Source organism: Mycobacterium sp. 48b, from assembly GCF_048282725.1.
In the GTDB taxonomy this organism is placed as follows: domain Bacteria; phylum Actinomycetota; class Actinomycetes; order Mycobacteriales; family Mycobacteriaceae; genus Mycobacterium.
This window is the reverse complement of sequence record NZ_JBLVUL010000001.1, coordinates 5,652,327-5,678,741: the sequence shown is the minus strand read 5'-3', so window position 1 is coordinate 5,678,741 and position 26,415 is coordinate 5,652,327. Positions and strand designations below refer to the sequence as shown.

The following is a 26,415-nucleotide window of genomic DNA, read 5'->3' as shown; positions in this document are numbered from 1 at the left end:
GGACACGGGCTGCGTGACATGAGTGACGCCACGCTCTACGTCGATGAACAGACAATGCGGGATACGGCATCCACTTTCGACAACGCGGGTCATGAGGTCAGCGGTAATCGCGGCGGATCGGCCATTTCCGGTGCGGCCGGGGCGATGCCGTCGCTGGCAGTCGGGGCGGCCTGCGGGACGATCGGATCCACACTCACCGAGCAGGCGAAGCTACTCGGCGGCGACGTGACGGTGTATGCCCAGAAGCTGCGGGTGGCCGCTGACCGCTATGAGCGCGGCGACGACGAGGCGGCCGAACGCATCGACTTCACCGGGACGGTCGAGTTACCGGATCTCGGCGAGCATCCGCCGGTCAGTGTGTACGAGAAGGCACTGCGTGATGCCGGGCTCCTCACGGGACCGGTGGTGCCGGGTTCGAAATACGCTCAGTGGCTGGAGAATGCGTCCAAACACGGGGTTGATCCGCAGACCATGGTGGACATCGCCCGTCAGCAGAACATCACCCCGCAATCGTTCGACGTGCTCAACGGACTGCAGGAAGTCAAGGACAAGGACGGCAAGTCGTTCTTCATCCTGCCTCCCGGTACCAGCAAGGAGGACGCGAAGAAGGCTGTGGCGATGACCTACATCCTCAACGCGGGCACTGACTACGACGCCGCCGAGGCGGGCAAGGACGGGGTGCTGGGCACCGCCGACGACGTGCAGAACGATTTCGAGGAAACGCCCTACTCGGCTGCCGAGGTACAGCGCATCATCGACCGACAGAACGCGAACTCCTGGAGTTACGACCAGATTTTCGACAAGGGCGGCGGGGGATCGTTGGCCACTACGCCCAACGGCATGCTGATGGGGTTGGGAGGCCCGGTGATGGACAAGATCGGCGTCCACGGCGGGACGACGTACGGCGACCTGTTCGTGGTCAACATCGACGGATCCAAGGATCCGGCCGCCCAGCTGAGTCAGATCATCCAATCCGGGGCCGGCTGGAACATGCGCGACGACGGTACGCCGTTTCAGGGCAGACTCGACCTCGATCGTCTGTTGCATCACGAAGAGCGCCATTCCGAACAGTGGGCGCAGAAGGGGTTCGCCGGGATGGCACGGGATTACGGGCTGGGTGCGCTCATCGAACAGAAGACGGGCGTCAACCCGTTGGAACGCGATGCGGGCCTGTCCGACGGGGGTTATTCGTGAGGCCGTGGCTGGCCGTGTTGTCGAGCCTGCTGGTGGCGGTGGGGCTCACCGCTTGCCGGACCGGCGACCGCCCGTGGTCGGATGCGCCGTTCGCCGCGCCGATGCAGCCGGCGTTCGGTGCCCGGGTCACCGACGGCAAGCTGGAGATCTGGATGCCGCCGGGCTGCGTCGGGGTGCGGTCGGTGGAGGTCGGATTTGGATTCGGCCCGAAGCTCGTGTTGACCGATACCTCCGGTACGGCGACTCTCGACCGGTTCACCGTCGGTGGACCCTATCCGGGTCTGACCGCGACCGAAGCGCCGCCGCCTGACTTCGATTGGCGCACAGAAGAATATTTGTTTCTCGATGTGCAGTCCACGCCCGGGGGGTACCCCGCGACCGCTCGGACGGCCGAGGTCGTCGCCGGATCGAACAGTCACCCGGCCGACACCTTCTTCTTCGACGGCGTCGGTTGGCTCGACCCCGCGGGTGTCGCCGAGAAGGAAGGCAAGGAGTTCGCGGGTGTCTGCACGCCGCAAGAGAAGTGATGCGGCGTAGGTTCATTGCCTCCCTGAGCTGGCCGCCAAGTCAACGCCAAGTCGTCCCGGTGATGCTGTGCGCCGAGAATTCGCACAACTTTGCCGAGAGGACCCCGATGACCCTGACCGACCTTCCGCATGAGGGCCTGGACGACGCGTTGGAGGGGCTACGCGCCCACGTCGCCGCCCCCGTCGCTCTGCCGGGAGAGGCCGGCTACGAGCGCGCCACCCCGTGGAATCTGGCGGCCACCGTGGAGCCTGCCGCGGTGGTGCTGGCGACCTCCGCCTACGACATCGCCAACACCGTGGGCTTCGCCGCCGCACGGGGATACCGCGTGAGCGTCCAGTCCACGGGCCACGGCGCCCTTTCCGTCGCCCCCGACACGATCCTGGTGCTGACGGCCGGCATGACCGGAGTCACTGTGGATCCGGTGGCCCGCACCGCACGGGTGGCGGCCGGGGCGACGTGGCAGCACGTGCTCGACGCAGCGGCTCCGCACGGACTGGCCGGGTTGTGTGGATCCTCGCCTCAGGTCGGCGTCGTGGGATTCCTGACCGGTGCAGGGATCGGGCCGTTGGTACGCACCGTCGGATTGTCGTCGGACTATGTGCGGTCCTTCGAGTTGGTCACCGGTGCAGGGGAGTTGCTGCGCGCCACCCCGGAGGAGAACGCCGAGCTGTTCTGGGGACTGCGCGGCGGCAAATCGACACTGGGCATCGTCACCTCGGTCGAGATCGAGTTGCTGCCGATCGCTGAGTTCTACGGCGGCGCCCTCTATTTCGACGGTGCGGATGCCGCAGCGGTGTTGCGTGAATGGGCCCGCTGGTGTGCCGACCTGCCCGAGTCCGTCTCGACTTCGATCGCGCTGCTGCAACTCCCACCGCTTCCCGGAATTCCCGAGCCGCTGGCAGGCCGGCCCACCGTCGCCGTGCGCTACGCCGCTGTCGGTGACTTCGCCGAAGCCGAACAACTGCTGGCGCCGATGCGCGCGGTCGCGACGCCGGTACTCGATACGGTCGCGGTGCTGCCGTACGCCGCAATCGGTGCGGTGCATGCCGATCCGGTCGATCCGATGCCGATCTACGAACACCACACGCTGCTGCGGGAATTGACCGCGGACACGGTTGAGGTGCTGTTGGCTGCGGCCGGGCCGGAGTCGGGCTCGGTGCAGACCATCGTCGAGGTCCGGATGCTCGGTGGGGCGCTGGCGCGGGAGGGAAAGCACCGCAGCGCGTTCTGCCACCGTGACGCCGCCTTCGCGGTGGCCGTCATCGGGGTCCTGGCGCCTCCGGTCGCCGACCTTGTGGTGCCTCAGGCCGGTGCGCTCATCGTCGCGTTGTCGCGGTGGTCCAGCGGCGGCCAGATCCCCAATTTCGCACCGTCGGAGGACGCTGGGCGGGCCGTGCGGGTCTACGACGACGAGACCCGGCACTGGTTGTCGGCGCTGGCCGACCGGCACGACCCGGCAGGCGTGTTCCGGTGCGGTCAGGTGGTGCGCTCCAGGGTCTGATTTCCGGTCGTTTTCGGGCCGGAAACGCCTCTGAGCACCCGATTTGGAGCTCTACGTAAGACCCCGGTAACCTTGTATTCGCAACGCGGGGTGGAGCAGCTCGGTAGCTCGCTGGGCTCATAACCCAGAGGTCGCAGGTTCGAATCCTGTCCCCGCTACCAAGAGGAAATGGCCCTCGGAGGAAACTCCGGGGGCCATTTTCGTCGGCATCGGGCGCTGGTGACGAACAGGCCTACTGAGTCAGTTTGTCCCGCATCCCCGGCGCGAGAACGCCGCCAAGGGTGTCCCAGCTCACCGTGACCGGGTAGTAGTCGCCGAGCACGTGGGCGACCGGGATGTAGACGACCAGTCCGCCGTCGTCGGGCAGCCAGTTGGCGAGCTGATCTGCGACCGGTTCGGGCGCAGACTGGTTGGCCAGCTTCTCCTCGGCCGCCATCGCGGACTTGATCCCGTCGACCAGTGCGGTCAACCCGGCAGTCTGGTCGGTGAACAGGTCGGAGATCATGATCGGCTTGGCGGTGTGGGCGTCGATCACCGTCGTGGCGACGGCGTTGAACGGATGCGCCGCGTGGTCGACGAAGATGTTGAGCAGCAGTACGCCGGCCACCGCGCCGGTGCCGATGTGGCTCACCTCGCTGCGGTTGTCCTCGCCCAGTGCCCCGGGCGCGACGGTCACCGGGACGTTGTCGTCGGTGGGCTTGAGGTAGTCGTCGAGGGCGGCGCGCATCCCGGCGTTGAACTTGTCGCGGACGGCGGCGTCTCCGCCTTTCAGTTGGGGAAGCTCCGCCTTGTAGGTGACCGTTCCCGCGGTGCCGTCGACGGATTCGACGAACCCCGTGAACGGCGTGGCATCGGCGGTCGGAGATTCGCTCATGGTCGTCGTCTGCCCGGGCTCGGCATTGTCGGACGTGCATGCCGTCCCGATGCTGAGCATCGAGATGACGACCGCCACCGACGCCAGCCTGCGCACCACCGGTATGTCACTCATTTTTTGACGATAACCCCGGGTGGGTCGTCAGGACCGCCGAATGGCCTTGACGTCAGAAACGTTCTCGCAACGGGCGGTCGGCCGGAGTGCTGCGATAGATACCGCGGTCGATGAGCCGTGGGACCACCTCGTCGATGAACTCGCGGATGGATTGTGCTCCGGCGGAGAACATCAGGTTGAATCCGCCGACATTGCCGTCGGAGTGCCACGCCGCGAAATCGTCGACGATGTCGTCATAGGAGCCGACGAACTTGCGATGCGTGGCACCGCCGCGGCCGACCGCCTGGGCCACCACCTCGCGCACGGTCACTCCCGGGCGCTCCTGAATCCAGTTGTACAGCCCCACATAATTGCCGAACGTGCTCTTGATCGTCTTCTCCACATCGGCGGGAACCGGCAGTTCCTCGACCGGGAACGGTGCGGTGATGTCCTCGAGCGGGATGTCGATACCGAACTGGCCCAACGCGAATGGTGCGATCGGTGCCCAGTCGACGTAGCTGTCCAGTTCGCGCAGTTTCTCCTCTGCTTCTTTCGCCGTACGGCCGAGGTAGGGGATGAGTCCGGGGATCGGCGGGACCGATCCCGGGGCGCGTCCCTGGTCGACGAGTGCCTTGTCCAGCGTCTCTCGGTAGGCCGCCGCGCTCTCGCGGGTGGACGAGTTGGTGAACACCATCTCGGCATGCTTGGCGGCGACCTTGATGCCGGCTCCCGACCCGCCCGCCTGTGCGATGAGCGGCCGCCCTTGGCGGCTGGGTGCGATGTTGAGTGGCCCGGAGACCTGAAACAGATTGCCCCGGTGGTTGATCGGGTCGGCGTAGAACCGGGTGCGGCCGTCGGGATCGCGACGCAGCTCCCGGTTGTCCCACAGTGAGCGCAGCACATCGAGGAACTCGTCGGCACGCTGGTAGCGCTCCTCGCGGTCCAGGTGCTTGGCCAGGCTGTAGTTCAGCGCGAAGTCGTCGATGACCGACGTGACCGCGTTATATCCGGCGCGACCGTCGGAGGCCTGGTCGAGCGAGCCCAGCAACCGGGCCAGGTTGTAGGGGTCGTAGAACGTCGTCGATGCCGTTGCGATCAGGCCGACATGCTTGGTGTGCTGCGAGATTGCGGTCAGTGCGGTGATGGGTTCTGCCGGTCCACCATCGAAGGCCGGCGATCCCTGCATGCCGGGGATGTCGCCGACGAACAGCGCGGTGAACAAACCCTCGTCGCCGAATGCCCCGTACTCGAGCAGGCGCTCGAAGGTGCTGCGCTGGGGTACGCCGTTGGCCTGCTCGTACCCGAACGCACCTTGGTGCAGGTTGATGTCGTTGGCAACCAGGTTCAGGTGCAGATAGCGTCGATCGGGCATGGGTGTTCCTGTCCTCGTGAGGGATTCAGCGCATGGTGGCGTACAGGGCGTCGGTCATCGTCTCGATGGCAGCTTCGCGGTCCAGCGACCAACCGTCGACGAGCCACAGATGCATGAAGGAATCCACCATCGTGTACATCATCGCGATGGCCAGGCGGAGCTGGGCTTCGGTGGCGCCGGGCATGGCGTTGTGCTGAATCCAGTCGTCGACGTTGGCTTCCATCGTGGCGCGGTGGGCTGTGGCGAATTCCGGGTCGGCGGCCCTGGCCTGATGAAGGGCCGTGTAGAGCTCCGGCGCGGAAGTGTAGAAGTCGACCACCTTTTCGAAGAAGGCGCGGATCGAGGGCCGTCCGGATGGGCCGCCCCGCGGAGCATCCTGCTGCGACCACACTGTCATTCGGGTGTTGCGAAGTTCGCGCAGAACCGCGGCCTTGCTGTCGAAATGGAGATAGAACGTCGCGCGCCCGATTCCGGCACGGCGCACGATGTCGTCGATGGTCACCTGGACGTAGCCGCGTTCGGCGAAGGCCTCCAGGGCGGCGGCCATGATGTGCTCGCGGGTCATGATGCGGTGACGGTCGCGCATCGTGAGCTTCGGTGCGACGCTGGTGTTCTCGGTGACCTGAGGTGCTTCGGTCATGCGAGGGTCACCCCCTCCAACTGGCCAGTCGATCGCCATTTGTGCAGCATGTCGAAGAAGTCGACAGGTTTGCCGCCGAAGTTGTTCGACAACATGCTGTGTGGGTTGTCCTTGTCGCCCTCGGAGCTCAGATAGCTCGGCGTGCAGTCGGCGAAGAAGGCCTTCGGTTGCACCGTCGACTCGTTCATCTCCGACAACCACTCGTCTTCGGCCTCCTGGGTGGCCTCGATGACCGCGGCGCCACGCTGCGCCCAGGTGCTGACCAGGTAGGCGAAATGGCGGGCCCGTTCCTCGGCGGTGTGGGTGTAGTTGGGGGAGACCCCGGATTGGGTGTAGCCGAGGAAGAAACAGTTGGGAAAACCGTGGCTCTGCAGGCCGTGCAGCGTCCGCATGCCCTTGGACCACTTGTCGCTCAGCCGCACGTTGTCCCGGCCGGTGATCTCGAATCCGAGCCGCCGGGTGAACTCGGTGCCCACCTCGAAGCCGGTCGCGAAGATCAACGCGTCGAGTTCGTAGTGCACCCCGTCCACGACGGCGGCGGTCGAGGTGAACCGCTCGACTCCGCGCCCGTCGGTGTCGACCAACTCGACGTTGCGCCGGTTGAACGTCGGCAGATAGTCGTCGTGGTAGCCCGCGCGTTTGCAGTTGAGCTTGAACCAGGGCTTCAGGGCCTCGGCGGTCTTCGGGTCGTGCACGGTCCGGCTGATGCGGGCGCGCAGGCGCTCCATCGCCACATAGTCGGCCCGGTACAGGAGTGCGTCGATCTCCTCCGGCGTCATCTCCCTGCCGAGGCGGGCGGTCTCCCGGATCACCGCGGGCTCGGTCAGCTCAAGGGCGTTGCGGGTCCACCCGTCATCGGTGAGATCGAGGTCCATCTCGACACCGCAGGTCACGCTGGTGAAATTCTCCATGCGTTCCCGTTGCCAGCCCGGGGACAGGCTCGCGGCCCAGGCGGGATCGGTGGGCCGGTTGTTCCGTTCGGCGACGGTGCTCGGCGTCCGTTGGAACACGTAGAGCTGCTGTGCCCACCGACCGAGGTGCGGTATGCACTGCAGCCCCGTCGCACCGGTGCCGATGATCCCGACGCGCTTGTCCTGCAGTCCGCTCAGTCCACCGGACTCATCACCACCGGTGTAGCCGTAGTCCCAGCGGCTGGTGTGGAAGGTGTGCCCGGAGAATTCGTTGATGCCCGGGATCCCCGGGAGCTTCGGCCGTGTCAGGGATCCGGGCGAGACGGCCACCAGTGACGCGGTGAGCATGTCGCCGCGGTCGGTCGACACCTGCCAGTGCTGGGCCTCGTCATCCCATCGCATGCCGGTGACGGTGGTCTGCAGCAGGGCTTTCCGGTACAGCCCGTAGTGACGTGCGATGGCCTGCAGGTGCTCCCGGATCTCTGGACCGTGGGCATAGCGCTCGGTGGGGGTGTAGCTCAGCTCTTCGAGCAGTGGCAAGTAGATGTAGGACTCGATGTCGCACTGGGCGCCGGGGTAGCGGTTCCAGTACCAGGTGCCGCCGAAGTCCCCCGCGGTGTCGACGATCCTGATGTCGTCGACACCCGACTCCTGGAGCCGGGCCGCGGCGATCAGGCTGCCCAGTCCGGCCCCGATGATCAGCACCGTGACGTGGTCGTGCACTGCGTCGCGTTCGAGCGGCTCGGTCCACGGGTCGTCGGCGTAGTGCGAAAAGTCCGCGGTGACCTCGACGAATTGATTGACGGCGTCGCTGCGAAGGCGCTTGTCGCGTTCGAGTTTGTACTTCGCGCGTACCCACTCGGCGTCGTACTCCGCCGGCTGGGGCCCCAGGGGAGCCGCCGTGTCTGGCATCGGGTGGTGCTCCTCGCGTCATGAATTCGCTGGACAGTCTGTCTCGTCAACAGACTGTGCAGCATCTTGCCAGACAACGCGTATTTTGTAACGGCTACGCTCAAGCTCACGCAGGCCGGCGCGCGGATGCGAACAGGTTGATCCCGGTCGCTTCGCGCCGCACCTCGACGGGCGCGTGCCCGAACGCCGATCGTCCGAACAGACCCACCAGGTCCCGCGGCGACCGGTGGATCAGTTTCCAGTCGAGCAGGTGGTCCATGAACGCCCGGTCCGGATTGTCGATGTCGAAGTTTCCGACAATCGCTGTGCCGCCGGGGCGCAGCCGGTGGTAGATCCAGTCGAGCAGTTTGATGACGAGGTGATCGGCCAGGTAGTCGATGAGGCCGATCGAATACACCAGATCCTGATCGCCCAATTCGAGCGTGTGGCGTCCCAGCGCGAGTTTGACGACATTGGCTTGCACGAACGCCACTTGCCGGGTCACCCCGACACTGTCGGCAATGCTCTGCGCGTATGCCAAAGCCTGGTCGTCGATGTCCAGGCAGGTGGCGATGATGTCCGGGTGGTCGGACTCGCCGAAGATGTCGAAGATCTCCCGGGCGGGCCCGCAGGCCAGGCTCGTGATCGCGACCGCCCTGCCCCGGCAGGCATTCGCGGTGTCGATGATGATGTCGCGCAACAGCTGTCGCCGATTCTTGACCGCGCACGAGGCCGGAATGCCGAGAAACCACCGGTCGATGTAGGGGCCGAGTCGGCGGACGCCGTCCGGTTGGTCGTCGTACACCATCTGCAAGGTCAGATAGTCACCGGCGTAACCCCGTGGCTTGGTGTAGGAGCGGTCGATCAGGGTGCTCAGCCCGAGGTAGGGGTAGGTCTCCATGTGGATGAATGCGCCCATCTCGTCGGCGTCAGGGTTACCCGGCCGCAGGTGGACGCAGATCTCGTCGGACAGGGCGTTGCAGGCGGCGCTGACCCGGGTTTGCACGTCATCGCTCGTGGCGTCACCGTCGATGACGAGTCTGTCCGCGGCCAGCATCGCTGCCTTGAATCGCGCCGCGGTGAGGGCAAGAGGGTGTGGCATCCCGTCGGCGGACAGCGGGAACGAGGGGATGGGACTGCCGAGGTGCGGTGCCGCGTCGGTGATCGTCATCGTCCGATGCTTTCGCGTTTCCGCGGCAACGTATGCAGTAGTGCACTACTCAATTTCTTCGCGCGTCAATTTCCATCGAGGTGGCGACCGCAGCAAAAACTGGTTTCCCCGACGCGGGGTGTCCCACCTACCCTGGGTGGCTGCGCAGTCGATGCTCGGGGAGACAGGGAGTGGCAATGATGACGGGCCCGAGCACGGGGGAGATCGCTACACGGCCGCGCGCCCAGTCGAGCGCCAACGTGATCATCGGGCTGCTGGTCGGTTCGGCGTTCGTGATGATCCTCAACGAGACGATCATGAGCGTGGCGCTGCCTGCCCTGATCGTCGACTTGGACATTTCGGCGAGCACGGCGCAGTGGCTGACCAGTGGCTTCCTGCTGACGATGGCTGTCGTCATCCCGATGTCGGGCTCGCTGTTGCAGCGCTTCCCGGTGCGCAGCATCTACCTGGCGTCGATGACGTTGTTCTGCACCGGCACCTTGGTGGCCGCGCTGGCGCCCGGGTTCGCGGTTCTGCTGGCCGGACGGATCGTGCAGGCGTGCGGCACCGCCGTCATGATGCCGCTGCTGATGACGACGGTCATGACGCTGATCCCGGCCGAGCGGCGCGGGCAGATGATGGGCACCATCTCGATCGTCATCGCTGTCGCGCCGGCCGTCGGCCCCACCCTGTCGGGCTTCATCCTGGGCTCGCTCGACTGGCGCTGGATGTTCTGGATCGTGCTGCCCATCGCGCTGGTGGCACTCAGCGCCGGTCTCGTCTGGCTGCGGGTCGACGATGAACGGCAGGAGCCGACGCCCATCGATCCCGTCTCGGTACCACTGTCGGCGATTGCGTTCGCGGGCTTGGTGTTCGGGCTGTCGCTGATGGGTGAATCCGCTCACGGTCAGCAGGGCATACCCGCGTGGGTGCCGATGTCGATCGGTGCGGTGGCGATGCTGCTCTTCGGTGCGCGGCAACTACAGCTGCAACGGCGTGACCGCGCGTTCCTCGACCTTCGGCCGTTCACCTATCGGCGGTTCTCGGTGTCGCTGGGCCTGGTGGTCCTCGGCTTCATGGGCCTGTTCGGCGCCATCATCATGGTGCCGCTGTATGTGCAGGACGTGCTGGGACAGAGCGCCTTGGTGGCCGGCCTGACGAGCCTGCCCGGTGGGCTGCTGATGGGCGTGGCGGGGCCATTGGTCGGCCGGGCCTACGACCGGCACGGCGCCCGGCTGCTGGTCGTACCGGGGTCGATGATGCTGTGCGTGTCGCTCTGGGGATTCACGATGCTGTCGGCCGCGTCGCCGGTCTGGGAACTGGTTGTCCTGCAGACGATCATGATGGTCGGGTTGTCGATGATGTTCACCCCGTTGATGACCGACGCGCTCAGTGTTCTTCCCGACCGGCTCTACTCACACGGCAGCGCCATCCTCACGACGCTGCAACAGGTCGGCGGCGCGGCCGGCACGGCCCTGTTCGTCACGGTCATGACCAAGGCGTCGCAATCGGGCGGTGCCCCGGATCTCCCCGGCGTGCACGCGGCATTCATGGCCGCGGCGGTGATCAGTGTGATTGCCGTGGGCACGGCGTTCTTCACCGCGCCGCGCCCGAGCCCCGCTGGCGGCACCCCGACGCATTAGCGCCGGGCCCTGAACTCAGTCGAGTAGCGCACTACGCGTGCGTGGTGCCGTGACCGCGGTCGATGGTGGAAGAGCCCATCGACCAGGGGCGCGCATCGGCACTCGACATAGGAGTTCACATGAGCTGGAGATGGACTGGCAATCACGGGGACGCGCCGTCGGCGGCGGCCGCGGCCACCGCATCGGGGGCAGGTCCCGGTGAGGCGATCTTCGAGGTCAACGACGGCGGCACCGTCGGCCTCTACATCTTCGACAACCACACCGGCACCGGTGGCCGTTCGTGGAACTGGACCGGCAATCACGCTGACGCCCCGTCGGCGGTGGCCGCCGCCAACGCGGCCGGCGCCGGCCCCGGGGAGGCGGTCTACGCGGTGAATGACGGTGGCACGGTAGGTCTTTACCTGCTCCGCTGAACTCCCTCGCCTCGGCGCAACCGGCGATCCTGGATGCGCCGAGGCGAGGTCGTGCACAATCGGGATCGTGCAGAAAGACCAAAAAGTCGTGGTCATCACGGGTGCGGGGAGCGGAATCGGCCGCGCGACGGCCCAGGTCCTGTTGGATGCCGGGCATCAGGTGGTGCTGACGGGTCGTCGGTCTGAACCGCTGGCGGCCGTTGCCGACGGGAGACCGAATGCCCGCGTTGTCCCGACCGATGTCACGGACTCCTCCTCGGTGCAGGCGCTGTTCGTGGACGTCGTCTCGGCCTTCGGGCGGGTCGACGTGCTGTTCAACAACGCCGGTGTGTTCGGCCCGTCTGCGTCGATCGTCGACATCGACGACGAGCAGTGGCACTCCACGTGGCGCACCAACGTCGACGGCGTGGTGTTCTGCGCCAGGGAAGCCGCCCGCGTCATGGCTTCCCAGCTGCCCAGGGGCGGGCGGATCCTCAACAACGGATCGATCTCCGCGCACCGGCCCCGCCCGAACAGCCTGGCCTACACCGTCACCAAACACGCGATGAGTGGGTTGACCGCGTCCATGCTGTTGGACCTACGAGACCTCGACATCTGCATCACACAGATCGACATCGGCAATGCCGCCACGGACATGACCGCCGGATTCAGTCACCAGACCTTGCAGGCCGACGGAAGTCTCGCGGCTGAACCGACTTTCGACGTCGAGCACGTGGCTCGTGCCATCGCGCATCTGGTCGATCTGCCCCTGGAGGTGTCGGTACCGTCACTGACCGTGATGGCCCGGGCCATGCCGTACTTCGGTCGCGGCTGAACTCCAGCCCTGAAAAGCAACAGAGCCGGGGCCTTCGGGCCTCCGGCTCTGTAAAGCGGAATCGTTGTTCAGTGCTGTGCATCCTGAAGCTCGTACCGCTGAACCACTGCGATCAACTCTTCGCGAACCGACGAGCTGGGCAGTTCGTTGATCCGCGCGTAGAGGCGGCGCCGCATGGTGGCCCGCTTCTGGTTTGCACGGAACTGTGCGAACGACATACTTCTCACTCCTCAAAAGTGCCCCGGGTCACGGGTACTCGTTTTGTTGACATCCACATCGGGGATCGCCCGAAGAAAAGGACACCTCCATGCTCCCGCTCGGCGATGATTAAAACCAATTCTTAGAGTGTGAGTTTCGCTACAGCCCAACGCTGTTCGCCGCAGACACGTGCTCGCCGTCACAATCGGGTGGCGAGGTGATGCCGGTGACGGCCGAAAGGAGTCAGACTGCAGCTGCCGGCGTCTCGCCGGCCGGGCTGAACCCGCTGTCGTCCACCTGGTCGGCGCCGAGCCCGGGCGGCCCGCTGCGGTAGGTGACCGGTGTCTGCGACAACGTGATCGGGTTGGCCACCTGGGGCGTGGCCGTTCCGGGCACCGAGATCGTGGCCTCGATGCCGAGCCGGCGGGCGAACGCGAAGGCTTCCGCCAGGTCGTTGATCGGCCCGGCCGGGACACTGGCGGCGGTCAACACCGAGTACCAGTGATCGGCCCCGTGGTTCTTCAGTGCGGTTTCGACGATGGCGCACAACGCGTCCCGGTGGGCGACCCGCTGTGGATTGGTGCCGAACCGGGGATCGTCGGCGAGCTCCGGCTCACCGATGGCGGCGGCGAAGGCCCGGAACTGCTTGTCGTTGCCGACGGCCACCGCGATCGGGCGGTCGGCGGTGTCGAACGTCTGATACGGCGCGATGCTGGGGTGCCGATTGCCCATCATCTGCGGCACCGCACCCGCACCGAGATAGCCCGAAGCCTGGTTCACCATGGAGGACAACAACACCGAGAACAGGTTGGTGTCGACGCGCTGTCCGGCCCCGGTGCGGTCACGGTGCGCCAGCGCCGCCAGGATTCCGGTCGACGCGTGCAGGCCGGCCAGCACGTCGACCAGTGCCACACCGGCCTTGGTCGGATCGCCCGGTTCGGTTCCGGTGACGCTCATCAACCCGCCGACCGCCTGCACCAGCAGGTCATAGCCCGGCAGCTCGGCGCCGCCGTCGCGGCCGAATCCGGTGATCGAACAGTAGATGAGATCGGGACGGATCGTCCGCAGGTCCTCGTAGCCCAGTCCCAGTTTCTCCATGGTCCCCGGCCGGAAGTTCTCCACCACGATGTCGGCGCGGGCCACCAGGGACCGGGCCCGCTCCCGGTCGTCCGGGTCGGTCAGGTCCAGCACGACCGAACGCTTGTTGCGGTTGACGGCGTTGAAATACGTTGCCACGCCGGATGAATCGTAGGGCGGGCCCCATGCCCGGGTGTCGTCGCCGGTGCCGGGTCGTTCGATCTTGATCACCTCGGCCCCGAAGTCGCCGAGCATCATCGTCGCGTACGGCCCGGCCAGCACCCGGCTGAAATCCACCACGACCACTCCGTCGAGCGCACCAGCACTCATGCGCCGCCCTGCCCCTTGGGGCCCTCGATGGTGACGGTCATCAGCGGAAGGCCGCCTGCCCGGTCAGAGCCTTGCCGATCGACAGCAGATGCATCTCGGAGGTGCCTTCGTAGGTGAGGACGGATTCGAGGTTGTTGGCATGCCGTAGCGGTGAGTACTCGAGGGTGATTCCGCTGCCGCCCAACAGGGTTCGGCAGTCACGGGCGATGGCCAGGGCTTCGCGGACGTTGTTGAGCTTGCCCAGGCTGATCTGCTCGGGCCTGGCCCCTTCGGCATCCTTGATGCGGCCCAGGTGGATTGCCAGCAGCATTCCCTTGCCGAGCTCGACGGTCATGTTGGCCAGCTTCTCCTGGGTGAGCTGGTAGCTGGTCAGAGGCTTGTCGAAGACCTCGCGGGAGCCCGCGTAGTCGATCGCGGTCTCCAGGCTGTCGCGGGCCGCGCCGAGCGAGCCGAACACGATGCCGAACCGGGCTTCGTTGAGACACGACAGCGGGGCCGACAGGCCCTCGGCCAGCGGCAGTTGCGCCGACGCCGGCAGCCGCACGTTGTCGAGCACGAGCTCGGAGGTCACCGAGGCCCGCAGGGAGAGCTTGCGGTGAATCTCGTTGGCGGTGAATCCAGGGGTGTCGGTGGGCACCAGGAAGCCGCTGATATCCCCGTGGCCGTCCCCCGTTCTAGCCCACACCGTGGCCACGTCGGCGAGGTTGCCGTTGGTGATCCACATCTTTGTGCCGTTGAGCACCCAGTCGGCGTTGTCTCCGGAGCCGTCACGCCGGGCCCGGGTGCGCATGCCCGCGGGGTTGGAACCGAAGTCGGGTTCGGTCAGGCCGAAGCAGCCGATCGCGTCACCGGCGGCCAGTCGGGGCAGCCATTCGTTCTTCTGTTCCTCGGACCCGTAGCGGTAGATCGAGAACATCGACAGCGAGCCCTGCACGGAGACGAAACTGCGGAACCCGCTGTCGCCGGCCTCCAGTTCCATGCAGGCCAGTCCGTAGCTGACGGCGTTGGTGCCCGCGCAGCCGTAGCCCTGCAGATGCATGCCGAGCACCCCGAGCTTGCCGAACTCCTTGGCCAGCTCCCTGGGCAGGGTGGCCGATTCGAACCATTCGCCGACGTTGGGCCGCAGCCGGGTGTCGACAAACTTGCGTACCGTCGCGGCGATCTCGCGTTCGTCGTCATCGAGGAGCCGGTCGGTGTCGAACAGCTCCAGCGGCCGGTAGACGGACTTCTTGGCAGCCGGTGCGGCGGTGGCGGTCATGGGTCCAGGCTAGATTTGCCTGGCAAATCTGCCTATGGCCGGTTTGCACAACGGTGCGGGCAAAGCTGTCCACTATGGCGCCTGAGGATCCCTGGCGGCCGGCAATGACCACCTGTTCCGGTGGCCTATGCTCGGTGCGTTGAACGGCGTACCCCCGGGTGAACTCGTCGTCAGTGACCGGCGAAGACGGCCCAGGGAAAGTGAACCGTGCAGGCAATTGTTGACGATCCGGTTCGCGTCCCTGCCCTGGCGCGGCGGGGTCGTGACGACCTGATCGGGTTGTGTGGCGTTGCCGTCGTTCTGGTGGTGGTCTGCCATTTCTGGTTCGGACGGGCGTGCGGCGGGCTGGATGTCCTGCTGGTCCTGTCCGGCTACTTCGTCGGCGGCCGCATCCTTCGCAACATCGATTCGGCGAGCCCGATGGCCCTGGCCGCCGAAGCGGGGCGGGCAGCGCGCTGGCTGGTGCCACCACTGGTTCTCGTGGTGGTCGTGAGCGCGGTGCTCACGGTGCTGGTCCAGCCGCAGACCCGGTGGGAGGCGTTCGCGGATCAGACGCTGGCCAGTTTGGGCTTCTACCAGAACTGGCAGCTGCTCCAGTCGGCCGACGACTATGTGCAGGCCGGCCAGGCCGTGACCCCGCTGCACCACCTGTGGGCGATATCGGCGCTGGGCCAGTTCGTGCTCGGCTTCTTCGTGCTCGCCGGCACGATCGTGGCGGCGACGGTCCGTCGGGGCCGTGGCGCGCGATACGCAATCCTGGTCGCCGCATCCGTGATCGCCATGACGGCATCGCTGTATTACGCGGTCACGGCCCAGTCGGACAACCCGATGCTCGCCTACTACAGCACCGCGGCCCGGGCCTGGGAGGTGCTGGTCGGAGTGCTGGCCGCGGCGCTCGTGGCGGGCCCGGTGGGGCGTGTCCGGTGGCCCGGTTGGTTGCGGGCCGGTGCGGCTGCGGCCGGGCTGGCGGCAATCCTGGTGTGCGGTGCCCTGACGGAACGGACCATGCAGTCCCCAGGGGTCTGGACCTTGATTCCGGTGGCGGCCACCGTCCTGGTCATCGTCAGCGCGGCCCAGGGGACCTCGCCGCGGACCAACGAACTTCTCCGCAGCGTCCCGCTGGTCGCGATCGGCGCGGCGGCCTATCCGCTGTACCTGTGGCACTGGCCGCTGCTGATCTTCTGGTTGGCCACCATCAACGACGACGCCGTCGGCCTGGTCGATGGCAGCGCGGTCATGCTGGTGGCGGCGCTGCTGGCGTGGCTGACCGCGCGGTGGGTCCAGCTGCCGTGGCGCCGGGGCACCGACGTACGACTGGTGTCGAGCGCGGTCGTGGTGTTGGTCGCGGTGATGCTGGTGGCGACATCGCTGATGTGGCAGGGCCATGTCGTGCTGGCCCGGGCCAGCGGTGCCGAACTGGGCATGCTCTCGATCCGCGACTATCCGGGCGCGCAGGCCCTCATCGAGAATCGCCGGGTCCCCAAGCTGCCGATGCGCCCGAGTGTGCTGGAGGCCGATGACGACATCCCGCCGTCGTCGATCGACCACTGCGTCACGGGTTTCACCGGCGGTGAGGTCGTCACCTGTGTGTACGGGGATCCCAAGGGCACCCGGACGATCGCACTGGCAGGCGGGTCGCATTCGGAGCACTGGCTGACCGCGCTGCATCAGATCGGGCGTCAACACGGCTTCAAGGTGACCACCTACCTGAAGTTCGGCTGTCCGCTGACCACCAAACGGGTGCCGATCATCGCGGGATCCTTCGAGGCATACCCGTCGTGCCGGACGTGGTCGGACAACGCGTTGGCGCAGATCATCGCCGACCGGCCGGACTACGTGTTCTTCACCTCGACCCGCCCGATCCTCAACAGCCCCGGCGACTACGTCCCCGATTACTACCTCGGGATCTGGAATGAGTTGTCCGCCAACGGAATTCCGATGCTCGGCATGCGTGACACGCCGTGGATGATCAAGGACGGGTGGTTCTTCTCGCCGGTCGACTGCCTGTCCAAGGGCGGTGACGCCGACTCGTGTGGGCTACCGAGGGATGACGCCCTGGCCCAGCGCAATCCCACCCTCGAGCACCTGGCGGACTATCCACTGATGAAGATCCTCGATCTCAGCGACGCGGTCTGCCGGCCGACGATCTGCCGTGCCGTGGAGGGCAACGTGCTGGTCTACCACGATGCCCACCACTTGTCGGCGGCCTACGTCCGCACGCTCACCACCGAGTTGGCGCGGCAGATGTCCGACGCCCTCGGATGGTGGTAGCCGTCATTCGACGACGAAGACCGGAATCTGTCGGGTGGTCTTGGTCTGGTACTCGGCGTACGGCGGGTAGGCCTCGACTGCCAGCTTCCACCAGTGCTCGCGCTCGTCGCCGGAGAGTTCACGGGCGGTCAGCGATGCGGTCTTGTCGCCGTCCTGCACCGTGACGGCGGGGTTGGCCTTGACGTTGAAGTACCAGGACGGGTGCGCCGGGTCTCCGCCCTTGGACGCCACCATGGCGTAGCGGCCGTCTTCCTCCACGCGCATCAGCGGCACGTAGCGCTTCTTACCTGACTTGGCGCCCGTCGTCGTGAACAGCACGATCGGGCGGTCCAGCACCTCGACGCCGTCGGTGGTGCCTTGTTCCAGGATGCGTTGGGTCTGGTCGCGTACCCGGTCTGTCGGGCTCAGTTCAGCTTGCTCACTCACGCACCCCGCAACACCGGCGACGTCGCTGCTATTCCACGGTGCCGCCGGCTTGCTTGCGGCCTCAACTTCCCGGCGTGATCGGCGCGACGACAAGTTGCCGGTCATCCGCCGTCACGATCTCGAAGGTCTCGTTCCACCCCGGCAGGGAGATCGCCAGCACATCGCCGGCGGGGCGATGTTCGACCGACCAGGTGCCCGCCTGACGGGCACCGCGGTCGTCGGGCCCCGGCGTACCCACCACGGCGCTGTGGTCGGGCAGCAGCGTGAAGGTCGTTCGTCCGCGCGACGGCGGCAGCGGCTGGTCGGCAGGCCGGAAGGTCTGGGTCGCTCCGCGGTCCTCCTCGTGCGAATGCGTCCAGGAACCAACGACCTGAGTTTCATCGATCACGGCGGGCACCCTTCGAGGCCGGTTGTGGCGTAGTCGCCGGTTCCATATTCGCTCCGAACGACGGCGCGCGTGGCAACAATGTCAGACACGTCTAGCCGAGCGCGGAGACCATCAAAGCCACGTTCATGCGCAGAATCTCGACCGCCAGACGGATGTCGATGAACTCCATGGTGTCGGCAGAACTGTGAACATGGTCGTTGGCGCCGTCGGCGCCCTCGATGGTCAGGACGGCCGCAATGCCCTGGTCGATGAACGGCACGTGGTCGCTGTTGAACGGATTGAGACTGGTCTGCACGGTCAGCCCGGTGTAGGTGTGTGCGGCGTCGGCGAGGTCGTCGATCAGCTGCTGCGACATCGGGGCGCCTTCCAGCAGCACCGTGGGGTCTGCGGTGTTGAGCGTCGCGATCATGTCCATGTTGACCACCGCGCGGATCCGTGATCGTTCGGCCGGGCTCAGGCTCGCGACGTAGGCCAGGCTTCCGAACAACCCTTCCTCCTCGCCGCCGAAGAGAATGAACCGTGCGTCGTGCTGACCCGAATGATGTTGGATGGCGCGGGCAATGGTCAGGACACCTGCGCTGCCCGACCCGTTGTCGTCGGCGCCGGGCGCGGGCGCGGCCGGGCCACCGGCGAGATTGATCGAATCCAGGTGCGCGGTCACCAGCACCACGCCCCGCGGCGCGGGTGCCGAGCCGGGGCGCTCGGCGATCACGTTGCGGCTGGTCCTGGCCCCCACGTCGATGGTCTGAGTGTGGGTGCGGTACCCCGCGGTCTCGAGTTCGGATTGTGCCCAGTCGGCTGCCCGGCCGAACTGTGCGCTGGTGGAATGCCGGGTGCCGAAGTCGACCAGCTTGCGCAGGTCGAGCTCGTACCGTTCGGCCGACACTGCGTCGACGCATTTCTGTACCGCCGGGTCGGGCTCGTGGGCAATCCGGTGCCTCGTCTCGAAAACAGCTCTACCCCAGGGAATATCGCGCACGCTGTAGCACGGAAAGTCGTCATCGGTGACGTCATCGGACGGGTCGGGGCCGACATCGATCACCAGGTAGCGTCCCTTGTCCGTGACCACCGGAACGTGGGGATGGGCTTTCTGGTAGAGCCGGCCGTGCTGAACCACAAGCCGCAGTTGCGCCTGGCGGGCGCGTGATGCGGCGTGTGTGGTGTCGCGGCGCAGCACCGTGTCGCCCAACTGCACCCAATCGGCTCCGATGAAATCCTGCACACGGGAAGGCAGTTCGGACAGCGATCCGATATCGCCACCACCTTCGCCGGGCGGACGGACCTGGATGGCGTCGAGGCCCAGCGCGCGTGCGGCCGCGACGTGCGCGGAGTTCTCCGTGATGAACAGCACGTCGGCGAACGTCAGTGCGGGGTTGGCCTTGGCGACCGCCCTGGCGAAGAACTCCCTGGCCGGCTTGTGCACCCCCACTTCACCCGAGAGCGTGACGTGGGTGTTCACCGGTTCGAAAAAGCCACGGATACCGAGCGTTTCGAGGATTCGGTAGTAATGCTGCGCTGGTTCGTCGAAGTCCGAGGCGAGCCCGAGCAACACGGGGATGCCGTCCTCGTCCCTGAGCTCGGCGAGATCGGTCAGTGCCTGTAACGCTCCCGGCAACAGGGCATCGCCGTCCTCGAGGGTCTGGCCGAGGTCGAACAAGACGAGTTTCATCGCAGCTGCCTGCTCCGGCTAGCTGCGGGCGACCAGGGTGGCGATCTGGGCGAGGACGGACCGCAGTTGTGCCACCTCGCGACGCAGCTCACCGACCTCCGCATCGGCCGTGGCGGTGGCGACGGCAGGTGCCGGCGATGCCTGCGGGGCTTCGCCTGCGCCGTTGGTGCCCACCGTTGCGCCGACCAGCACCCGGGGTTGCGCCGGCTCGGCCGGGGCGGCGGTGCGCGCCAGGAACGAGGCACGCGGGCCCTCCAGCGTCGCCGACATGCGAACCGACTGGCCCGCGGTGAACATGAACATTCCGGCGTCGTCGGTGTAATCCATGTAGTTCATGAACATGTCGCCGTGCGGTCCGTTGCTGCAGGTGACGTGGGGGAACGTGGGCCTGCCGAAATTCGCCCGGGCCTGATTGGGTGTGTCGTCCACAAAATCGCCACCGCTGCATCCGGATCCGTCGTCGCCCCAGATGTGCCGCAGGCTCAGCCAATGGCCGATCTCGTGGGTGGCGGTGCGCCCGAGGTCGTACGGTGCGCTGACCGTGCCAGTGGTGCCGAAGAACGTATGTGCGATGACCACACCGTCGGTTTCCGGTGGCCCACCGGGGAATTGCGCGTAGCCGAGGATGGCCTGCCCGCCGCTGCGCAGCTCACCGCAGACCCAGAGGTTGAGATAGTCCAGGGACGGCCAGGGGTCGGCGCCGCCCGTCGCGCTCGATTTCACGTCCTCGTCGTCGGCGGTGAAGAACGTCTTGTCGGTTGCGGTCCGGGTGATGCCGTCGGTCGGGTTGCCCTCGGGGTCGACGGTTGCCAGTTCGAACTCGACCTCGCAGTCGGCGATGAGGTTCGTCCAGACGGCCGGCACGCCGACCCGGTCGGGGTTGGTGGCCCGGAAGTCTTGGTTGAGGACGTCGATCTGGCTGTCGATCTGTTCCTTGCTGATGTTCTCGGCCGGCGACGCAGGGTTGTGCAGGACGTGGACCACGACGGGAATGGTCACGATGCCGCGTCTGGGCGCGCGCATCCCCGACTCGTACGCCATCGCCCTGTTCTCGAACTGATCGCACCGTTGCCGGTAACTCTCGCTCTTGTTGAGCAGGTTGTAGTGGATGGCCATCGTGGCGCACAGCTGGCGCGACAACGGAACCTGTTGTTCTTCCATGGCCGTTCCTTTCGGCGAACCGGGGGCGTCCGTGCCCGCTCAAAGTATTGGCGGGCCGAGCTTTCCGGGACACGCGTAGTCGACTACTCGACTTCGAGGATCGGCGAGGTGCGCCCTGGGTCAGCGCAGCTTCAGCACCACTTTGCCTTTGGCGCTGCGGTTCTCCAGCGATGCGATGGCCTGCGCGGCCCGCTCCAGCGGGTACACCTCGGGCTGTGGTGCGGCGACTGCGCCGGAGGCCAGCAGCGGCTGCAGTTCTGCCCACTGCTCCTGCAGGTAGCCGGGGTGGGAGAACGTCCACGCGCCCCAACCGGCGCCGATCACATCGACGTTGTTGAGCAACAGGCGATTGACCTTGACCGTGGGGATCTCGCCCCCGGTGAACCCGACGACCAGCAGCCGTCCACCCACGGCCAGCGACCGGAGCGAGTCGGTGAACCGGTCACCGCCGACCGGATCGAGGACGACGTCCACGCCGCGGCCGCCGGTAAGTTCCTTTACCGCGTCCCGGAATCCGTCGGCCAGCACCACATCCGATGCGCCTGCGGCCCTGGCGATCTCGGCCTTCTCCTCGGTGGACACCACCGCGATGGTGCGCGAGGCCCCCAGTGCCGGCGCGAGCCGCAGGGCCGAGGTGCCGATGCCGCCTGCCGCGCCGTGCACCAGGACGGTTTCGCCCTCGGCCAGCCTGCCACGCGTCCGCAACGCGAACTGCACCGTCAGGTCGTTGAACAGAATGCCTGCGCCGGCCTCGAACGACACGGCGTCCGGCAGCGCGAACACGCGCTCGGCGGGCAGTGCCACGACTTCGGCCATGCCGCCGGACAACATGGTCAGGCCCAGCACGCGGTCACCGGCGCGGACATGGGCATCCGCCGGTGCGCTGCGCACCACTCCCGCGACCTCGGCACCCGGGGTGAACGGCAGATCGGGCTTGTACTGGTAGAGACCGCGGGTGAGCAGAGTGTCCGGGAAGGCGACTCCGGCGGCGTGGACGTCGATCACCACCGCGCCGTCGGAAGAGGGCTCCTCCACCTCGGCCACCCGCACAGCGTCGGGTCCGTCGAGCCGGGTGATCTGTGCTGCACGCATCGGTGTCTCCTTCGGGTGGGGTCGCCAGCCAATTGTGACAGGTGTCAACTCCGTGGTTAGCATCACCGGATGCTCAACGCCCGCGCCGCGGTGGTGCTCGACGCCGGAGCCGATCCACGGCTCACCGACGTTCAGATCCGGGAACCGGTCGGCGACGAAGTGCTGGTCCGCATCGACGCGGTGGGCATCTGCCACACCGACGTGAGCGTGGCCGCGCGCTTCCGCAAGCTGCCGATGGTGTTCGGCCACGAGGGCGCGGGCACCGTGGTCCAGGCCGGACCGACTGCCACACCCCGGGTCGGCGATCAGGTGGTGCTCACCTTCGCCAGCTGCGGCGCCTGCCACAACTGCCAGGCTGACGCACCGGCGTACTGCGAGCGTTCGACCGACCTCAACATGCGCGGTGGCCGCCGCGACGAGTCCAGCGCACTGCACGCCGACGGTGCGCCCATCGGGGCCGGGTTCTTCGGCCAGTCCAGCTTCTGCACCTATGCGATCGCCGGCAGCCGCAACGCGGTGGTGCTGCCCGAGCCGATCGACCCAGCGCTGGCGGCCCCGCTGGGCTGTAGCGTGCAGACCGGTGTCGGCGCCGTGCTCAATGTGCTCGCGCCGCAACCCGCGGACGCGCTGGTGGTGTTCGGCGCCGGCGCTGTCGGGCTTTCGGCGGTCATGGGAGCCCGCGTCGCGGGGTGCCGGACCATCGTCGCCGTCGACCCGATCGCGCAGCGGCGCACGCTGGCAACCGAATTGGGGGCAACCGCGACGATCGACCCGACCGCTTCCGACGCCGCCGCGACGATCCTCGAGCTGACCGGGGGAGCCGCCGCGGCGGTCGACACCACCGCCCGGCCCGAGGTTCTGGCCGCGGCGGTGGGGATATTGCGGGAACGCGGCACCCTGGCGCTGCTGGGTCTCGGTGCGCTGACGGCCGAGCTGCCCGTCGCGGCCATCATGGGCAAGGGCCTGACCGTGCGCGGTGTGGTGGAGGGGGACAGCGAACCGCAGACCTTCATCCCGCGCCTCATCGATCTGCACCGCCGTGGCGAACTTCCGCTCGACAAGTTCGTGACCCGGTACCCGTTCGGTGACTTCGACCGGGCCTGGGCTGCCGCCAAGGCCGCTGACGTGGTCAAACCCGTGCTGATCACCGGCGCGGTAGGCTCGTGAATCCCCAGTTTCACTTGGCAACGGCGCCTATGATCGGAGCAGCATGACCCTTCCTCAGCTACCGCCGGCACGCAACGTCGAGGTTCGCGCCATCGACGGAGTGCGGCTGCATGCCGAGGTATTCGGGCCCGAGGACGGCTACCCGATCGTGCTGGCGCACGGCATCACCTGTGCCATCGGGGTCTGGGCCCACCAGATCGCCGATCTGGCCACCGACTACCGCGTCATCGCCTACGACCATCGCGGGCACGGCCGCAGCGAGACTCCGCACGGACGTCGCCGGTACAGCCTCAACCATCTCGCCGCCGACCTGGATGCCGTACTCGACGCCACGCTGAAGCCCGGTGAGCGGGCCATCATCGCGGGGCATTCGATGGGCGGCATCGCGATCACCTCATGGTCGCAGCGCTATCCGGCCCGGGTGGCCGCCCGAGCCGATGCGGTCGCGCTGATCAACACCACCACCGGGGACCTGCTGCGCCATGTGAAACTGGCGCCCGTCCCCGCGCCGCTGTCGGCGGCGCGCATCCGCGCGGCCGGCACCTTCCTCAAGACCTTCGGTGCCACGCCGGTGCCCCGCCTCGCCGACGGGCCGAACAAGCGGTTTGTGGCCTATCTGGCCGTGGGCCGCGACGCCGAACCGTGGGTCGCCGAGTTCGTGCACCACCTTTTCGCCGCCACGCCACCGGCCAGTCGTGGCGGCTGGGCCCGCGCTCTCGTGGACAGTTTGGGGACCACGCACATCTCGCTGCGTAACCTCGTCGTCCCGACCCTGGTGATCGGCAGCACCAAAGACCGGCTGCTGCCGATCGTCGCCTCACGCCGCATCGCCACCGACGCGCCGAACCTCGCCTCGTTGGTGGAGCTGCCGGGAGGTCACTGCGCGATCCTCGAGCGGCCGGACGAGGTCAGCGCCCACCTGCGTCGTCTTACCGAATCCGTTGCGCCACAGCGCCGTATCGGCTGAGGCGGAATCAGCCGGCCAGTAGCCCGGCCACCTCGTCTGCGGCTCGCTGCCCCGACCGCACCGCACCGTCCAGGAATCCGGTCCACTCATCGGCGGTTTCGGTGCCGGCCCAGTGAATGGCATCCACCGGCTCGCGCAGCCACCGGCCGTACTGTGTCCACGATCCCGGCGGCACCGCCGCCGTTGGCCCGCCTGGTGCGAATTGCTCTGTGCTCCAACAGTGGTCGACGTAGTCGGTGGGCTTCAGGGCGGCGTCACCGAACAGGGTGGCGAACCCGGACAGGGCCTGCTCGCGTCGCTGATCCGGTGTCAACCGGTCGAACGTGCGGGAATCGGTGAACCCCAGCAGAATGCCGGGACCACCGTCGCCGGGACTGACATCGAAGGTGATGAACACCGGCCCCTCGTCGGACAAGGCTTCGCCCGAACAACCGTTGGTGCGCCAGAACGGCCGCTCATATGCGGCGTAGGCCTTGCTCAGGTTGCCTTGTGGCCAGTTCGCGGCCAGCTCGGCGTAGGGCTTGGGTAATGGTGGGCTGAACTCGATACCGGTGCGGTGCTGGGGCGGGATCGCCACGATCACCGCACGCGCGTGCACTTCGCCGCCCGAGCAACTCACCGCCACGGTGCCGTCGGGGCGGCGCTCGATGCGGCCCACCGGGGCGCTCAGCACCACCCGATTTCCGAGTTCGTCGGCCATCTTGCAGGCGATCTGCTGGGTACCGCCCGGAAACCGGTCCTGCTGGGCGCCGCCGCGGACGTCGAGCATGCGGTCGAGTCCACCTGCTGCCTTGACGTAGCGGGCGGCGTGCAGCATCGACACCTCGTCGGGCTCGGCACCCCAGGTGACCCGGGACATGATCGCCATGAGGTTGCGCGTCGATGCGTTGGCACCGGCCGAGCGCAGCCACTGCTCGAGCGTGAGCTCGTCGAGTTTCTGGGCGTTCGGACTCTTCCACGGCTCGTTGACCCGGATCAGCCGGCAGAGCCGTTCGAAGCGCCACTGGATGCGGGAGACATCGAAGAGTTCCATCATCGACAGGCGCGGGATGGTGCTGCGGTAGGCCCGCACCCGCCCGTGCCACAGGATCAGGTTCTTGCCGCGGTCATAGGTCGGCACCGTGTCGCACCCGAGTTCGTCGGCCAGCGCCAGCACCGCATCCTGGGTGGGGCCGACGAACGTCCCGCCCAGGTCGACCGGCACCCCGGCGATCTCGGTGGTCGATGAGCGTCCGCCCACGCGGTCGCGGCCCTCCAGCACCACGACCTGGTGGCCCAGCCGGACCAGGGCGCGGGCGGCGGACAAACCGGAGAAGCCGGCGCCGACCACGACGACGTCGGTGCTGGTTGGGATGCTCACCTGTCTAGGCTCTCACGCGTGAAGGTCATGACAGCGTTGTTCGGGCCGCAAGACGCGGCCGTTCGTGCCGCGGCCCTGCGCGAGGCCGGTGCCAGTGGGGTGTTCACGTTCGAGGGGCCACACGATGTGTTCACCCCCTTGACGCTGGCCAGCACCGTCGGGGATCTCGACCTGATGACCAATGTGGCAATTGCGTTTCCCCGCAACCCGATTCACCTGGCACACCAGGCCATCGACCACCAGATCCTGTCCGGTGGGCGGTTCACGCTCGGGCTCGGCACCCAGATCCGCACCCAGATCGAGAAGCGGTTCGGCGCGGAGTTCGACCGGCCGGTGGCCCGGATGTCCGAGTTCGTCGCGGCGCTGCGGGCGATCTTCGCGGCCTGGGAGACCGGCGAGCGGCTCGATTTTCGCGGTGAGTACTACCGGCACACCCTGATGACGCCGACGTTCACGCCCCGGGACAACCCGTACGGTCCGCCGCCGATCTATGTCGGCGCGCTGGGTCCCAGGCTCACCCGGGCCACGGCACAGTTCGCCGACGGGCTGTTGGTCATGCCGTTCGGTTCCAAGCGGTTCCTGCACGAGGCGACGCTGCCCGCGGTGCGGGACGGGCTCGCCGCGGCCGGGCGTGACCAGCGGGAGCTGGCCATCGTTCCGGAGATCATCGTGTCGGCCGGCGACGACCACGACGCGGCGCGACGGCTGCTGGCCTTCTACGGCTCGACCCCGGCGTACCGCCCGGTGCTGGAGGTGCACGGCTGGGGTGATTTGCAGCCGGAGCTCAACGCACTGTCCAAGCAGGGCCGGTGGCAGGAGATGGGTTCGCTGATCGACGACGAGGTGCTGCACACCATCGCGGCCTGCGGTAGCCCCGCCGACATCGCCGCCCACATCCGTGACCGGGTGGGCGGCGTGTCCGACCGGATCTGCCTGTACCAACCGGGCCCGATCGCGCTGGATTCGCTTGCCCAGATCGTTGACGCACTGCGCGACTGAGCACCTAGGCTGGGTGGTACTGCGCGGG

Annotated in this window: 24 protein-coding genes and 1 tRNA gene; 11 read left to right on the top strand and 14 right to left on the bottom strand. The window is 67.1% G+C overall.

Annotated features, from left to right (window positions below):
- The first annotated feature begins 18 nt into the window (after positions 1–18).
- The 4 genes from ACNQR1_RS27705 to ACNQR1_RS27690 all read left to right on the top strand — a co-directional run bounded on the left by ACNQR1_RS27705 (position 19) and on the right by ACNQR1_RS27690 (position 3,384).
- Positions 19–1,194 (top strand): ESX-1 secretion-associated protein, encoded by a 1,176-nt coding sequence (locus ACNQR1_RS27705; protein WP_418048808.1) that lies wholly within the window; start codon positions 19–21, stop codon positions 1,192–1,194.
- On the top strand, positions 1,191–1,721 hold the full coding sequence (locus tag ACNQR1_RS27700) for a hypothetical protein (RefSeq protein WP_418048807.1): 531 nt from the start codon (positions 1,191–1,193) through the stop codon (positions 1,719–1,721). The genes ACNQR1_RS27705 and ACNQR1_RS27700 overlap by 4 nt, the downstream gene beginning before the upstream one ends.
- Before the next feature lie 107 nt (positions 1,722–1,828).
- Positions 1,829–3,223 carry an FAD-binding oxidoreductase gene (locus ACNQR1_RS27695; protein ID WP_418048806.1) on the top strand — a complete coding sequence of 465 codons (1,395 nt, stop codon included), beginning with the start codon at positions 1,829–1,831 and terminating at the stop codon, positions 3,221–3,223.
- 84 nt (positions 3,224–3,307) lie between these two features.
- Positions 3,308–3,384 (top strand) — tRNA-Met (locus ACNQR1_RS27690).
- A 71-nt stretch (positions 3,385–3,455) separates the two neighbouring features.
- On the opposite strand, the gene ACNQR1_RS27685 is transcribed toward ACNQR1_RS27690, so the two are convergent.
- From ACNQR1_RS27685 to ACNQR1_RS27665, 5 genes are all read right to left on the bottom strand, one after another.
- On the bottom strand, positions 3,456–4,211 hold the full coding sequence (locus tag ACNQR1_RS27685; protein WP_418048805.1) for a hypothetical protein: 756 nt from the start codon (positions 4,209–4,211) through the stop codon (positions 3,456–3,458).
- Between the two features lie 52 nt (positions 4,212–4,263).
- A complete protein-coding gene (locus tag ACNQR1_RS27680) occupies positions 4,264–5,562 on the bottom strand; it encodes an NtaA/DmoA family FMN-dependent monooxygenase (RefSeq protein ID WP_418048804.1) in 1,299 nt (432 codons plus the stop codon).
- A gap of 25 nt (positions 5,563–5,587) precedes the next feature.
- Positions 5,588–6,202 (bottom strand): TetR/AcrR family transcriptional regulator, encoded by a 615-nt coding sequence (locus ACNQR1_RS27675; RefSeq protein ID WP_418048803.1) that lies wholly within the window; start codon positions 6,200–6,202, stop codon positions 5,588–5,590.
- Complete coding sequence (locus ACNQR1_RS27670) at positions 6,199–8,025, bottom strand: flavin-containing monooxygenase (protein ID WP_418048802.1); 1,827 nt, start codon at positions 8,023–8,025, stop codon at positions 6,199–6,201. The genes ACNQR1_RS27675 and ACNQR1_RS27670 overlap by 4 nt, the downstream gene beginning before the upstream one ends.
- A 106-nt stretch (positions 8,026–8,131) precedes the next feature.
- Entirely contained in the window at positions 8,132–9,175 is a 1,044-nt protein-coding gene (locus tag ACNQR1_RS27665; RefSeq protein ID WP_418048801.1) for a class I SAM-dependent methyltransferase, read from the bottom strand.
- Between the two features lie 176 nt (positions 9,176–9,351).
- On the opposite strand from ACNQR1_RS27665, the gene ACNQR1_RS27660 reads away from it, so the two are divergent.
- From ACNQR1_RS27660 to ACNQR1_RS27650, 3 genes are all read left to right on the top strand, one after another.
- Positions 9,352–10,797, top strand: coding sequence for a DHA2 family efflux MFS transporter permease subunit (locus tag ACNQR1_RS27660; protein WP_418048800.1), 1,446 nt, complete (start codon positions 9,352–9,354; stop codon positions 10,795–10,797).
- 119 nt (positions 10,798–10,916) lie between these two features.
- Positions 10,917–11,210, top strand: a complete 294-nt coding sequence (locus tag ACNQR1_RS27655) for a hypothetical protein (RefSeq protein WP_135453325.1) — start codon at positions 10,917–10,919, stop codon at positions 11,208–11,210.
- 67 nt (positions 11,211–11,277) lie between these two features.
- On the top strand, positions 11,278–12,024 hold the full coding sequence (locus ACNQR1_RS27650) for an SDR family oxidoreductase (RefSeq protein WP_418048799.1): 747 nt from the start codon (positions 11,278–11,280) through the stop codon (positions 12,022–12,024).
- A gap of 68 nt (positions 12,025–12,092) precedes the next feature.
- Here the strand turns inward: ACNQR1_RS27650 and ACNQR1_RS27645 are convergent, their stop codons facing one another.
- The 3 genes from ACNQR1_RS27645 to ACNQR1_RS27635 form a co-directional block, all read right to left on the bottom strand.
- A complete protein-coding gene (locus tag ACNQR1_RS27645) occupies positions 12,093–12,242 on the bottom strand; it encodes a hypothetical protein (protein ID WP_418048798.1) in 150 nt (49 codons plus the stop codon).
- A gap of 223 nt (positions 12,243–12,465) precedes the next feature.
- A complete protein-coding gene (locus tag ACNQR1_RS27640) occupies positions 12,466–13,629 on the bottom strand; it encodes a CaiB/BaiF CoA transferase family protein (RefSeq protein WP_418048797.1) in 1,164 nt (387 codons plus the stop codon).
- A 40-nt stretch (positions 13,630–13,669) separates the two neighbouring features.
- Entirely contained in the window at positions 13,670–14,887 is a 1,218-nt protein-coding gene (locus tag ACNQR1_RS27635) for an acyl-CoA dehydrogenase family protein (protein WP_418048796.1), read from the bottom strand.
- Between the two features lie 207 nt (positions 14,888–15,094).
- On the opposite strand from ACNQR1_RS27635, the gene ACNQR1_RS27630 reads away from it, so the two are divergent.
- Positions 15,095–17,158, top strand: coding sequence for an acyltransferase family protein (locus ACNQR1_RS27630; protein ID WP_418048795.1), 2,064 nt, complete (start codon positions 15,095–15,097; stop codon positions 17,156–17,158).
- Positions 17,159–17,161: 3 nt separating this feature from the next.
- Here the strand turns inward: ACNQR1_RS27630 and ACNQR1_RS27625 are convergent, their stop codons facing one another.
- The 5 genes from ACNQR1_RS27625 to ACNQR1_RS27605 form a co-directional block, all read right to left on the bottom strand.
- A complete protein-coding gene (locus tag ACNQR1_RS27625; protein WP_418048794.1) occupies positions 17,162–17,584 on the bottom strand; it encodes a nitroreductase family deazaflavin-dependent oxidoreductase in 423 nt (140 codons plus the stop codon).
- A gap of 61 nt (positions 17,585–17,645) precedes the next feature.
- Positions 17,646–17,972, bottom strand: coding sequence for a hypothetical protein (locus ACNQR1_RS27620; RefSeq protein WP_418048793.1), 327 nt, complete (start codon positions 17,970–17,972; stop codon positions 17,646–17,648).
- A gap of 91 nt (positions 17,973–18,063) precedes the next feature.
- Entirely contained in the window at positions 18,064–19,641 is a 1,578-nt protein-coding gene (locus ACNQR1_RS27615; protein WP_418048792.1) for a M20/M25/M40 family metallo-hydrolase, read from the bottom strand.
- Between the two features lie 18 nt (positions 19,642–19,659).
- A complete protein-coding gene (locus tag ACNQR1_RS27610) occupies positions 19,660–20,802 on the bottom strand; it encodes a zinc metalloprotease (RefSeq protein WP_418048791.1) in 1,143 nt (380 codons plus the stop codon).
- Between the two features lie 120 nt (positions 20,803–20,922).
- A complete protein-coding gene (locus tag ACNQR1_RS27605) occupies positions 20,923–21,894 on the bottom strand; it encodes an NADPH:quinone oxidoreductase family protein (protein ID WP_418048790.1) in 972 nt (323 codons plus the stop codon).
- Positions 21,895–21,963: 69 nt separating this feature from the next.
- Between ACNQR1_RS27605 and ACNQR1_RS27600 the strand changes: the two genes are divergently transcribed.
- Positions 21,964–23,061, top strand: a complete 1,098-nt coding sequence (locus ACNQR1_RS27600; protein ID WP_418048789.1) for an NAD(P)-dependent alcohol dehydrogenase — start codon at positions 21,964–21,966, stop codon at positions 23,059–23,061.
- Positions 23,062–23,104: 43 nt separating this feature from the next.
- A complete protein-coding gene (locus ACNQR1_RS27595; protein ID WP_418048788.1) occupies positions 23,105–24,028 on the top strand; it encodes an alpha/beta fold hydrolase in 924 nt (307 codons plus the stop codon).
- A gap of 7 nt (positions 24,029–24,035) precedes the next feature.
- Here ACNQR1_RS27595 and ACNQR1_RS27590 read toward each other — a convergent pair whose 3' ends face one another.
- The gene (locus ACNQR1_RS27590) at positions 24,036–25,388 is read right to left on the bottom strand and encodes a flavin monoamine oxidase family protein (protein WP_418048787.1); all 1,353 of its coding nucleotides are present in this window, start codon (positions 25,386–25,388) and stop codon (positions 24,036–24,038) included.
- Between the two features lie 27 nt (positions 25,389–25,415).
- Between ACNQR1_RS27590 and ACNQR1_RS27585 the strand changes: the two genes are divergently transcribed.
- Positions 25,416–26,387: a TIGR03617 family F420-dependent LLM class oxidoreductase gene (locus ACNQR1_RS27585; RefSeq protein ID WP_418050531.1), complete on the top strand. Its 972-nt coding sequence runs from the start codon at positions 25,416–25,418 to the stop codon at positions 26,385–26,387.
- Positions 26,388–26,415 lie beyond the last annotated feature (28 nt).

Coding starts and splice junctions, on each gene's coding strand:
- ACNQR1_RS27605 (WP_418048790.1), bottom strand. CDS start 21,894: ATGCGTGCAGCACAGATCACCCGGCTCGACGGACCCGACGCTGTGCGG.
- ACNQR1_RS27680 (WP_418048804.1), bottom strand. CDS start 5,562: ATGCCCGATCGACGCTATCTGCACCTGAACCTGGTTGCCAACGACATC.
- ACNQR1_RS27615 (WP_418048792.1), bottom strand. CDS start 19,641: ATGAAACTCGTCTTGTTCGACCTCGGCCAGACCCTCGAGGACGGCGAT.
- ACNQR1_RS27655 (WP_135453325.1), top strand. CDS start 10,917: ATGAGCTGGAGATGGACTGGCAATCACGGGGACGCGCCGTCGGCGGCG.
- ACNQR1_RS27595 (WP_418048788.1), top strand. CDS start 23,105: ATGACCCTTCCTCAGCTACCGCCGGCACGCAACGTCGAGGTTCGCGCC.
- ACNQR1_RS27665 (WP_418048801.1), bottom strand. CDS start 9,175: ATGACGATCACCGACGCGGCACCGCACCTCGGCAGTCCCATCCCCTCG.
- ACNQR1_RS27695 (WP_418048806.1), top strand. CDS start 1,829: ATGACCCTGACCGACCTTCCGCATGAGGGCCTGGACGACGCGTTGGAG.
- ACNQR1_RS27675 (WP_418048803.1), bottom strand. CDS start 6,202: ATGACCGAAGCACCTCAGGTCACCGAGAACACCAGCGTCGCACCGAAG.
- ACNQR1_RS27705 (WP_418048808.1), top strand. CDS start 19: ATGAGTGACGCCACGCTCTACGTCGATGAACAGACAATGCGGGATACG.
- ACNQR1_RS27645 (WP_418048798.1), bottom strand. CDS start 12,242: ATGTCGTTCGCACAGTTCCGTGCAAACCAGAAGCGGGCCACCATGCGG.
- ACNQR1_RS27610 (WP_418048791.1), bottom strand. CDS start 20,802: ATGGAAGAACAACAGGTTCCGTTGTCGCGCCAGCTGTGCGCCACGATG.
- ACNQR1_RS27640 (WP_418048797.1), bottom strand. CDS start 13,629: ATGAGTGCTGGTGCGCTCGACGGAGTGGTCGTGGTGGATTTCAGCCGG.
- ACNQR1_RS27670 (WP_418048802.1), bottom strand. CDS start 8,025: ATGCCAGACACGGCGGCTCCCCTGGGGCCCCAGCCGGCGGAGTACGAC.
- ACNQR1_RS27600 (WP_418048789.1), top strand. CDS start 21,964: ATGCTCAACGCCCGCGCCGCGGTGGTGCTCGACGCCGGAGCCGATCCA.
- ACNQR1_RS27685 (WP_418048805.1), bottom strand. CDS start 4,211: ATGAGTGACATACCGGTGGTGCGCAGGCTGGCGTCGGTGGCGGTCGTC.
- ACNQR1_RS27660 (WP_418048800.1), top strand. CDS start 9,352: ATGATGACGGGCCCGAGCACGGGGGAGATCGCTACACGGCCGCGCGCC.
- ACNQR1_RS27585 (WP_418050531.1), top strand. CDS start 25,416: ATGACAGCGTTGTTCGGGCCGCAAGACGCGGCCGTTCGTGCCGCGGCC.
- ACNQR1_RS27635 (WP_418048796.1), bottom strand. CDS start 14,887: ATGACCGCCACCGCCGCACCGGCTGCCAAGAAGTCCGTCTACCGGCCG.